Raw genomic sequence first — 9,797 nt, forward strand, 5'->3', positions numbered from 1 at the left:
GATTTGCGCGCGACCGCCTTGGGGCATGTCTCGATATCGCGTCGTACAAACAAGGCGGTCGCGCGCGACTGGTGCAGGAGGGACTGGCCGAAACAAACGTAGGAGCGGGTTTACCCGCGAAGCGCCGCGCGGGCGGCGCTCGATCTCACAGGCGCTGAAAATCCTCCGGCAAACACCTCAAAATTCCAACGCCGTCCACTCAAAATTCCAACGCCGCCCCCTCAAAATTCCAACGCCGCCTCCCCTCGAAAATCCAACAACAAAGACCCTGCAAACCCAGAACAAACTCTTACTACTCCTGACCCACCCCCAACACCCGCGTTAACCTTCATTTAATCAACCCCAGCCAGCATGGCCCCATTCCCAGATCTGCCAAGGCGAAGACATGCGCGTTCTCCTGCTCTTCCTCACACTCCTACTGGCCGGCCCGTTGCAAGCCAACCCGTTCGATGTGAAACCAGACTTCCTGCCGGTTGACCAAGCCTTCGTGCTCACCCACGACCGCCAGGCCGACGGCCAGATGCGCCTGTACTTCCAGATCAAGCCGGGCTACTACCTGTACCAGAAGCGCCTGAAGTTCGATGGCCTGCCCACCGAGCAACACCCGCAACTGCCACCGGCACTCAACCATCACGACGAGTTCTTCGGCGACAGCGCGGTGTATCGCGACCAGCTTGAACTGCTATTGCCTGCCAACGCCCAGGGTCAGTTGCGCCTGGGCTGGCAGGGCTGCGCCGATGCCGGCCTGTGCTACCCGCCGCAGACCACCTCGATCGACCTGGGTGGCAGCGTAACGCCCGCCGCCGAGCAAGCCAGCGACCAGGCCCTGGCCAGCGGCCTTCAGCAAGGCCACCTGGCCTGGAGCCTGCTGGCGTTCTTCGGCCTTGGGCTGCTGCTGGCCTTCACCCCCTGCTCGCTGCCGATGCTGCCGATCCTTGCAGGGCTGGTGCTGGGCAATGGCGCCAGTGCCCGGCGCGGCTGGCTGCTGGCCGGGGTCTATGTGCTGAGCATGGCCCTGGTGTACGCCGGGCTCGGGGTGGTTGCTGCCCTGCTGGGTGCCAGCCTGCAGGCCTGGCTTCAGCAACCCTGGCTGCTGGGCAGCCTGGCGGGGCTGTTCGTGCTGCTGGCACTGCCGATGTTCGGCGTCTTCGAACTGCAACTGCCTGCCGCCCTGCGCGACCGCCTGGACCGCGCCGGGCAAGGTACCCGTGGCGGCAACCTGTATGGCGCGGCATTGCTCGGGGCGTTGTCCGGCCTGTTGCTCGGCCCGTGCATGACTGCGCCGTTGGCCGGTGCGCTGCTGTACATCGCGCAGAGCGGTGACGTGCTGCAAGGCGCGCTGGTGCTGTTCAGCCTCGGCCTGGGCATGGGCGTGCCGCTGCTGTTGCTGGTAACCCTGGGCAACCGTTATCTGCCGCGCCCGGGTGCGTGGATGAACCGGGTCAAGGGTGTGTTCGGTTTCGTGTTCCTGGCCATGGCGCTGTACACCGTGCGCAGCCTGCTGCCTGCTACCTTGCTGCTGGCACTGAGCGGCGCCTGGCTGATCGCCTTGGCCTGGGCTGCCTGGCCAGCCCTGCAGCGGCTGCCGGCGTTGCGCGCCGTACCGCTGTTGGGCGCGCTGTGGGGCGGCCTGTTGCTGGTCGGTGCGGCAGCAGGCGGCGACGACCTCTGGCAGCCACTACGCCCGTTCGCCGGGGGTGGCAGCACAGCGGCCGCTGGCCAGCATGCCGAGGACAGCTTCGTCACCGTCAGCCGCCCCGAGGACCTGCAACGTGAGCTGGACGCGGCCAAAGCCCGCGGCCAGTGGGTGATGCTCGACTACTATGCCGACTGGTGCGTGTCGTGCAAAGTCATGGAAAAACAGGTGTTCGCCCGCAGCGACGTACAGGCCGGCCTGGCCGGCGTACACCTGCTACGCCTGGACGTGACGGCCGACAGCCCGGCCAGCAAGGCCCTGCTGCAGCGCTACCAGGTACCCGGCCCGCCCAGCATCATCTGGATCGGCCCGGAAGGTGAAGAACGCCGCGCGCGGCGCATCACCGGTGAGGTGGACGCAGCAGCGTTCCAGCAACACTGGGGCCAGACCAGGAGCCAAGGCTGATGCTGACCGTAACACTCGGGCCACTGACCATGGCCCTCAACCACCTGCTGATGCTCACCGCCCTGGTGATCGCCAGCGTGGTCGGCTGGTGGGTCGCCCGACGTGGCGGCGAGAGCCCGGAATCGGCGCTGTTCAACCTGTTCCTGATCGGCCTGCTGTGTGCCCGCGCCGGCTTCGTGCTGGCCTACTGGCCGATGTATCAGGACGACCCGCTGCAAATCATCGACATCCGTGACGGCGGCTTCCTGTTCTGGTCGGGCCTTGCCGGCATCGTGCTCGGAGCCCTCTGGCAGGGCTGGCGCCACCCCGGCCTGCGCCGCCCGCTAGGCTGGGCGCTGTTCAGCGGGGCACTGTTCTGGGGCCTGGCCAGCCTCGGCGGCCACCTGTACAGCAAAGGCACCGAGCTGCCCGAACTGAGCCTGAACAACGCCGGCGGCCAGGCCGTGGCATTGCACAGCTACCGCGGCAAGCCGCTGGTCATCAACATCTGGGCCACCTGGTGCCCACCGTGTCGGCGTGAGATGCCAGTGCTGCAACAGGCACAAAGCGATTACCCGCACGTGACCTTCCTGTTCGTGAACCAGGGCGAGACCCCGGAAAACGTCAGCACCTTCCTCGCCACCACCGGCCTGAGCCTGACCCACGTGCTGTTCGACGGCACCGGCCTGCTGGCCCAGCGCGTCGGCTCCATGGCCTTGCCCACCACCCTGTTCTACGACGCCAACGGGCGGCTGGTTGGCAGCCACCTGGGCGAACTGTCCCGGGCCAGCCTGCGCCACGCCCTGGAACCTTTCGACCGGGCCATTGCGCCCGCCCCTGCCGCACAAGGAAACTGACATGCGATTGACTGCACTGCTGCCCCTGTCCCTGACCCTGCTGGCCACCCCTGCCCTGCAAGCCGAAGAACTGCCCAAGGCGGTTCAGCAGCTGCAAGCCAAGGGCGCCGTGATCAAGGGCAGCTTCGATGCGCCCAACGGCCTGCGCGGTTATGCCGCCGAGTACCAGAACAACGCCCTGGCCCTGTACCTGACCCCCGACGGCAAGCACGTGCTGGTCGGCAGCCTGTTCGACGAACAGGGCAAGGACCTGAGCGCCGAGCCGCTGCAAAAGCTGGTATACGCGCCGATGAGCAAGGAAATCTGGGCGAAAATGGAAAAAACCGCGTGGATCGCCGACGGCAAGGCCGATGCGCCGCGCAAGGTGTACCTGTTCAGCGACCCGAACTGCCCGTACTGCAACATGTTCTGGGAACAGGCGCGGCCCTGGGTGGAGTCGGGCAAGGTGCAGTTGCGCCATATCATGGTCGGCATCATCCGCGAGGACAGCCCGGGCAAGTCGGCGGCGCTGCTGGCGGCGAAAGACCCGGTCAAGGCCCTGCAGCAGCATGAAAAGGCCGGCAAGGCCAGCACGCTGAAGGCACTCGAGCAGGTGCCAGAGGCTGTGCAACAGAAGCTGGCGGCGAACATGGCGTTGATGGAAGAGATGGGGTTGCAGGCGACTCCGGCCATTTTCTATCAGGATGAGCAAGGCAACCTGCAAAGCCAGCAAGGGGCACCACGGCCGGAGATGCTTGGGAAGATTCTGGGCAAGCGCTAGTGCATGTGGTGGGGCACAGATCGAGCGCCGTGAAGCAGGCGACGTGGGGCATGGCACCGGCTACGCCGGTGTTCGCGGGTGAACCCGCTCCTACGGGGCTCGCGCTAACGGCTGGGTTTTGCGCCAGGCCCGTGATCGCAAGGCCTGCGCGGTCGGCCGTAGGAGCGGGTTTACCCGCGAAAGGGCCGGACCTGCTGGCCAATTTCCACCAGCCGTTCACCGTTGCCGCCGCCACTGTATTCGCGGGTAAACCCGCTCCTACGCTGATCGGGGGTGGAGACACATTGGTGATTGGACGCAGGCCGTTCTTTCGCAAGCAGTAAATCTCCCGAAATCAATCTCACGACCCGGCAAATCTATCCCCACGCAGGTCTAACCCTGCAACTCAAAATATCTAGAAACAATTCTTCGGAGCATGCTGATGTCAAACATCAGCATGCTCGCGCCCCTTATTAAAACTTCACACCGCGCATAACAAAGAACACTCACACGCTCACCACAGAGCTTTCGCACGCCAGAATCAGAAGCTTCTTACATAAATATAAGAAGCACTGAAAACTAAAAACCATTATCAGATCAAAGTAAGACCCTTCTGAAGAACTTTCCCACGAAAACGGCTTTAAACCAAAAACTCCAATACCATTCCAAGCCACTTACCCTCCACCGAAAGATTGACGTTGAAGAATCTAACGCCTAAACCTCCTGATGCCCGCACATGTCGGGCCACAACAAAAACAAGGAGACACCTATGGAAAATCAATATGGTATTAGCGTCATGGAATTGGCTTCCGATACACATTGCGATATGGAAGCGGAGTTCTTCGGAGGGTCTGGCAGCGCCGGTGGCTGTGGTGGTAGTGGTGGTTGCGGAGGCGGAGGTGGCTGCAAGGGAGGCAGCGGCGGCTCTGGCGGCAGTGGTGGAAATAACGGCATTAACAACGACCCGGTAACCCTGTAACAAAAAGCGGGCGCACACGAGTTCTTGCGCGGGCGCCCGCACCTTTTCGAGGTGCCAAATGAAAACACTCAGAGTTTACAACTACGAAATACTGAATTTCGACAGTGATCCTATGGTTTTTTCATCCAGCGGCTTCACCAGGATCACCGAACCTAAAATAATAAGGGCATTACAACTTATTGAGGAGAGTCAATCCAAATATATTCAGCACCACGCGCTTGAAAAAATTCTACGAAAAGTTCATCTTCAGCCTTCCAGCGCTATGAACTTCTTAAAAAGTCTATCCATTATAGGAGAACCCACTGACCCACCGTTCTTCCAGCACACCCTCATCTACCACGACTTAGAAATTTCAGACGAAACAAAGAATCTTCTAGAAAGCAAACACAGCGGATCTTTAGAAATAAGGCAATATTCAGAATATACACCCCATACGACCCGTAAGCCAACGCTATTCGTATTCGCCTGCACTAAACTTAGCCCGCACTCACTAAAAGCCAATTATTTAAATCTATTGGTATCGAACCCTCACTGCGGAGCCACCGTTGGCTTTATCAGTGGCAATCACTTCCACTTAACGGAAATGCATATCCCCGCGATTGGAAACCCGTGTGCATTTTGCACACTTGACCGCATTACTCACTACGAAAAGCTGAGAGCAAGCCAGCACCACTGGTGCAAAATCTGGTCTTTTTGCTGCAGCAGCAAACTGGATTTACCCAAGATACACGTTGATGAGCTCCAAAAATCCTTGATTATAGGCACCATTGTTTCATTTATAAGCAAACTCACTAAAGCCCCAAAATCGAAAACCACTCAAGATCAAGTTCTATTATCCAGAACAATCAACCTGGAGACTGGAGTCACCACCGAGGACCCCAGCGTCCACTGGCCATTGTGTCAATGCAGAGGAGTTAAATAATGAACATAAGCCATGATGAGTACTTAAAATTTCTATCGCCTGAGGTCATGGATGAGACATTGGCTTTCCATGCCAAAGGCAACTATACGATACACAAAGCAACTCAACACTTGAGCGCCCTGCACCAAATACCACCAAAAGACCTCGAAAAACTTACCGGAAACGAACTAAAACTCAATACCATTGTAGCCCCAAGCAAAAACAAAGAACCGACTCTTACACCTCTGGCGAGCCCACACCCGCTACGAAGAAATAGTTCATGCGAACGATTTGAAGCACGCCCTCTTCACTTTGATATAGTCCAAGCATTGCTTGCACCGCTCTTAACTAAAAGCCCTACCACCTACAAAAGAGGCTACCCAAGCGGCGGAGCACTTTATCCAATAGAAGTATTTTGCATCAATCTCAACAACAAGATTGAGCAATGGCCAACTGAAAGTGACGCACTGCACTTACTTCCATCATCGAGATCACTGGAGGCTCACACCCCATCAATTGACATCCACCAGCTGACCGAGGCAATCATTCCAGAAAGTATTGATATAGGCTCACCGTCCCTGGCCCTTATATATTCAATATACTTACCCAAAGCACTGTTCAAATATCGATATCGAGGCTACCGCTTGAGCCTGATGGAGGCCGGCTCGATGTACATGATTACCGATTTACGATGCAAAGAACTCCAACTAAACAGCAGACCCTGGTCAGGCTATACCGACCACCAAGTAACAAAAAACTTGAACCTTAACCCGTCTCTATTCTTACCCGTGTGCATCCAGTTAATAGGTTGAGCTCATGAATTTTTATAACGAGATACATCACCCGACATTTACGGACTTTTTGCTACTTAGACCCAGCGCAGTAAATCATTTACCACACAGCGTTGAGTGCGGCAGCCGCTGGCGCACCTATGGTTCGAGTAGCGGCTGGTCGTCAGACATAACTGACAGCGCCCTAGGCGAACATTTTGAACGCAAGCATTTCTACTTGGACATCCCTGTGCATGACACGTGCAGACTAGGTGACGGGCTGACCACTGAAGAGTGCCAAGCATTCACCAAGGCATTTTCTCAAACTTTAATTTCAAGCGAGAAATCATCATTGCAATCACACTGCTTTGACCGAACCACTGTATACAGAGTCACAGATTTCACATCTTGCAAGGTACCCACCGCCTGCCTTTCCATTTCAGAGTGTAAAAACTCAACCGACAACGGTTTTTATCCTATTAGAGACACATGCGGTTGCAGCGCACACATTACGATCAACAATGCAGTACTAGGCGCAATCAGAGAAAATTTGGAACGACAGTTCCTACTTCGATTCTGGCTTACAAAAACCTGTACTGCAGAAATTGAATTCGATGATGCCTGCCTTACACTGACAGCGAGCGCAAGCCTAGCACTTTTCCAAGAACTGAAAAAATCTGGCGAACTTTGCATCCTTAATCTCACCGATCAACGTTTCCCAGGAAGTTGCATCCTTTTATGCTACGGCAGTCAAGACATTAACGCCAAAGTCAAATATTGTGCAGGAATGGCTTATGCCGCCACTTCAAGAATTGCATTAGAAAAGTCGATAGTTGAATTATGGCAAACATTGAGATTCATGCAATCAGTCGACAGCGAACACGAACTAAAAAACCCCCTCCAAGACCCCTACCTCAAGCACTTCCTGAGTTGCAACAGCTATGAAACTTTCAAAGAAATATCCAGCGAAGTCAAATTCACCCAACACAACCATGAGCTTACATTATCGAAAAAGCTAACAATTCAAAATTTATTAAAGACTCTAAGAGCGCTACAACTTAATGGGTACTTATACCTCTCCTCCACCCCTTACAAACAGTCAAATCTTTACCTCTGCAAATATTTCTCTCCCAATCTTTTTCTCCACATGAACAACGCAAGACACTTCAACCTCGAAAACACTTATTCCGCACCTTTCTACAACGAAATCATCAGCAGCCAGAATTCCAAAATGGTCCCATTCCCATGAATTTAACTTCAAACCACTTTATACGCAGCGCAAAAAAAATCACGACAATCACAAAAATCTTGACCACTGAGCACTTGAGGGAGCCCACATCGCTTCTTTGGTCAGCGCTGGCCCCTTGCATACTCTTCATCATCACCCAGCCAACGCATGCAGCCTCGACCTATACCGCTTCAGCCGCCTGGTTCTACTCATACATCTCTGCCACCCTCGCGTTCTTTGGATTCAGCTTCTACCTCATCGGCAGGAGGGAAAGTGGCTTCACGCGGTCCTTCATCTACCAACACAGCGCAATCAAGCTATTCCTGACTGCCCACACACTCAGTTATTTTTTATTGAGCTCGCTTTACGCCACACTATTCTACCTCTTGACCAAACCCTTACGAGGTCACTACTCACTTCCTGAATATCTCTATCTGATGGCATGCTTTTACACCAGCTACCTCATGTTCACCTGTATCGGCCTGGGAATCGCCGCGCTGCCGATAAAATTCAGCACAGCCAGCACACTTTTCTCACTCATGTCATTTCTCATGCTGGTCTCCGGATACACCGGCGCCACGCTGGGGCACGATGCTTCGCATGCGCTAACGCTGATCAACCCGCTCTTTCTAAGCGCGCAGATCTTCCATGGCGAAATGCCCCTTCTCAACAGTTTCCTGATTGCACTTTCGGCCTCTGCAGCCTCGACATACCTGACCGGAAGGTATTTCAGAATCCAACCCATATGGAGCCGATACTGATGGACATTTTAACTATAAACAACCTTCACTTCGGATACAGCGGAAACCCGCTGCTGAACGACATTGAACTCACTATAAAAGCGGGGGAACTGGTCGGCATTCTGGGCAACAACGGGGCCGGAAAGACAACCCTTTTCGACCTCATCTGCAAAATAAAAAAACCGGCAAAAGGTGCCATTTCCAATTTATCCAGGCGTCAGGCCTATTTGACCCAAATCCTTACACCGCCCCCATTACTGCGTATGAACGAAGCGGGCAAGCTTATCACCAGCCTAACCCCCAACGCTTCCCCAGATCACACAGAGATTCTCTCGAAACTAGCCAAATGGTCCCCGTCACTGTCCAGGCGATATGCAGAAATCGCCAAGAAAAAAGCCGCCAATTGCAGCTACGGTGAAATTCGCAGCTACTTCACGCTGACCTTGTTGCTTTTAAACAGTGACTTGATCATTCTTGATGAGCCAACGGCTGGCGTAGACCCTGAATTTCGACATTATATATGGCTCGGTATAAAAAGCGCGTGCGCGGAAGGTGCGAGCGTGCTGATAGCTTCTCATTACACAGAGGAAATCACGAAAAACTGCCAGCGATTTTATATGCTCGCAAACAAGCGACTGGAAGCGTTTGACAGTGGTGGACAGTTCATGGAACGCCACCACGCCAAATCGCTGGATGAAGCCTTTATTAATGCATCGACCTAGGGGAAATCCTAAAAATTAAATCCTGGATTCAGCAAAGCACCCAGATTAAAACCGCGACGGAAGTGAAGTCAGCCAGAAACACAGGGCCGCTTCAGCCCCCTTCCACACAACCTGTTATTTTTATCAGTAGCGCATTTTAACGAACACTGTCAAAGTCGACCGCAAAGCCACGCCGAGAAAAACATCATGGTGCCTACTTACATGAATCCTATTGATGAGGCGAGCGAAATGTCGGCCGCTAACACATCCATTTACTCACCTTATGGGTATCACCCGAACTCATCGGGCCTGCTGGGTTTTAACGGTGAGCGACCGGACCCGATGACTGGTAATTTTTTGCTGGGTAACGGTTTACGGGCATTTAGCCCTGGGCTCATGCGTTTCAACTCGCCTGACAGTTTCAGCCCGTTCAAGCGCGGTGGTCTGAATGCATATGGTTATTGCCAGGGAGACCCAATAAACTGGCAGGATCCAAGTGGGCATTTCCGTTTTTGGCGAAGGTTATCTTCGGCATTCTCAGGTCGCGCCCCCATACCAGATTGGCATGGGGCGCTCTTAAAAGGGGAAGGTAAGTATCACCGTCTCGAGGTGCGGATGACAATGTTAGAACCGGTCCACGCGCCTGCACATACCTCAAACAATCTTCCGCCAGATTATGTATTTGCAGGATATCATGGTGGCATCAGGAGCTCTACGTGGTCTTTAGAGTCTGGCGTTCAGCCCCAGCGACATCAAATTGTTGATCATGGGCAGGGGTTTTATTTTACACGCAACTATGGCG

Annotated in this window: 9 protein-coding genes and 1 pseudogene; all 10 read left to right on the forward strand. The window is 54.7% G+C overall.

Features of this window, described 5'->3' with window-relative positions:
• The first annotated feature begins 385 nt into the window (after positions 1 to 385).
• Positions 386 to 2,101, forward strand: coding sequence for a protein-disulfide reductase DsbD (gene dsbD, locus ACF8O8_RS13440; protein WP_392509827.1), 1,716 nt, complete (start codon positions 386 to 388; stop codon positions 2,099 to 2,101).
• Positions 2,101 to 2,937, forward strand: a complete 837-nt coding sequence (locus tag ACF8O8_RS13445) for a TlpA disulfide reductase family protein (protein WP_010954989.1) — start codon at positions 2,101 to 2,103, stop codon at positions 2,935 to 2,937. Before dsbD ends, ACF8O8_RS13445 begins: the two co-directional genes overlap by 1 nt.
• Position 2,938: 1 nt before the next feature.
• Entirely contained in the window at positions 2,939 to 3,697 is a 759-nt protein-coding gene (gene dsbG, locus ACF8O8_RS13450) for a thiol:disulfide interchange protein DsbG (protein WP_010954990.1), read from the forward strand.
• A gap of 748 nt (positions 3,698 to 4,445) precedes the next feature.
• The gene (locus ACF8O8_RS13455; RefSeq protein WP_126404336.1) at positions 4,446 to 4,655 is read left to right on the forward strand and encodes a hypothetical protein; all 210 of its coding nucleotides are present in this window, start codon (positions 4,446 to 4,448) and stop codon (positions 4,653 to 4,655) included.
• Between the two features lie 58 nt (positions 4,656 to 4,713).
• Positions 4,714 to 5,577, forward strand: a complete 864-nt coding sequence (locus ACF8O8_RS13460) for an McbB family protein (protein WP_061405691.1) — start codon at positions 4,714 to 4,716, stop codon at positions 5,575 to 5,577.
• Entirely contained in the window at positions 5,577 to 6,368 is a 792-nt protein-coding gene (locus tag ACF8O8_RS13465; protein WP_061405692.1) for a SagB/ThcOx family dehydrogenase, read from the forward strand. Before ACF8O8_RS13460 ends, ACF8O8_RS13465 begins: the two co-directional genes overlap by 1 nt.
• 4 nt (positions 6,369 to 6,372) lie before the next feature.
• Complete coding sequence (locus ACF8O8_RS13470) at positions 6,373 to 7,575, forward strand: YcaO-like family protein (protein WP_010954993.1); 1,203 nt, start codon at positions 6,373 to 6,375, stop codon at positions 7,573 to 7,575.
• The gene (locus ACF8O8_RS13475; RefSeq protein WP_049588204.1) at positions 7,572 to 8,315 is read left to right on the forward strand and encodes a hypothetical protein; all 744 of its coding nucleotides are present in this window, start codon (positions 7,572 to 7,574) and stop codon (positions 8,313 to 8,315) included. The genes ACF8O8_RS13470 and ACF8O8_RS13475 overlap by 4 nt, the downstream gene beginning before the upstream one ends.
• Positions 8,315 to 9,016 (forward strand): ATP-binding cassette domain-containing protein, encoded by a 702-nt coding sequence (locus tag ACF8O8_RS13480; RefSeq protein WP_049588202.1) that lies wholly within the window; start codon positions 8,315 to 8,317, stop codon positions 9,014 to 9,016. The genes ACF8O8_RS13475 and ACF8O8_RS13480 overlap by 1 nt, the downstream gene beginning before the upstream one ends.
• Before the next feature lie 249 nt (positions 9,017 to 9,265).
• Positions 9,266 to 9,499: pseudogene (locus tag ACF8O8_RS13485) on the forward strand (RHS repeat-associated core domain-containing protein); the annotation flags it as partial.
• Between the last annotated feature and the right edge of the window lie 298 nt (positions 9,500 to 9,797).

Origin of the sequence: Pseudomonas sp. TYF_14, assembly GCF_043105275.1 — a bacterium.
Lineage (GTDB): Bacteria > Pseudomonadota > Gammaproteobacteria > Pseudomonadales > Pseudomonadaceae > Aquipseudomonas > Aquipseudomonas alloputida.

Coding starts and splice junctions, on each gene's coding strand:
- ACF8O8_RS13445 (WP_010954989.1), top strand. CDS start 2,101: ATGCTGACCGTAACACTCGGGCCACTGACCATGGCCCTCAACCACCTG.
- ACF8O8_RS13480 (WP_049588202.1), top strand. CDS start 8,315: ATGGACATTTTAACTATAAACAACCTTCACTTCGGATACAGCGGAAAC.
- ACF8O8_RS13470 (WP_010954993.1), top strand. CDS start 6,373: ATGAATTTTTATAACGAGATACATCACCCGACATTTACGGACTTTTTG.
- ACF8O8_RS13475 (WP_049588204.1), top strand. CDS start 7,572: ATGAATTTAACTTCAAACCACTTTATACGCAGCGCAAAAAAAATCACG.
- ACF8O8_RS13460 (WP_061405691.1), top strand. CDS start 4,714: ATGAAAACACTCAGAGTTTACAACTACGAAATACTGAATTTCGACAGT.
- dsbG (WP_010954990.1), top strand. CDS start 2,939: ATGCGATTGACTGCACTGCTGCCCCTGTCCCTGACCCTGCTGGCCACC.
- ACF8O8_RS13465 (WP_061405692.1), top strand. CDS start 5,577: ATGAACATAAGCCATGATGAGTACTTAAAATTTCTATCGCCTGAGGTC.
- ACF8O8_RS13455 (WP_126404336.1), top strand. CDS start 4,446: ATGGAAAATCAATATGGTATTAGCGTCATGGAATTGGCTTCCGATACA.
- dsbD (WP_392509827.1), top strand. CDS start 386: ATGCGCGTTCTCCTGCTCTTCCTCACACTCCTACTGGCCGGCCCGTTG.